1 pseudogene is annotated in these 254 nt (G+C 58.7%); it reads left to right on the top strand.

The window, feature by feature from the left end:
* Window positions 1–254: pseudogene (locus SB764_RS42580) on the top strand (hypothetical protein); the annotation flags it as partial.

The following is a 254-nucleotide window of genomic DNA, read 5'->3' as shown; positions in this document are numbered from 1 at the left end:
AGCAGCATTTGCAGGCCTACTTAAAGTTTTTCGCATATCTGCGCGAGCATTCCACGGCAAAGAAGCCCGCCGATCTTCGTGCCGACGACGTCGATGGATACGAGGGTTTCCTCGAAGCCGGCGGGATGACTCCGATCCACCGGCACACAGTGCTCGCCAAAGCTATCCTTGCCCTGCGCTCGATCGACGCCGACCAGCCTGGTCTTTTGGATGAAGGGGTTCGTCATCGGCTGCGCTACACCAGTGCACGATCC

This window comes from Paraburkholderia sp. SIMBA_027, from assembly GCF_046535315.1.
Taxonomy (GTDB): Bacteria; Pseudomonadota; Gammaproteobacteria; order Burkholderiales; family Burkholderiaceae; genus Paraburkholderia; species Paraburkholderia tropica.
This window is presented reverse-complemented; position numbering and strand designations above follow the sequence as displayed.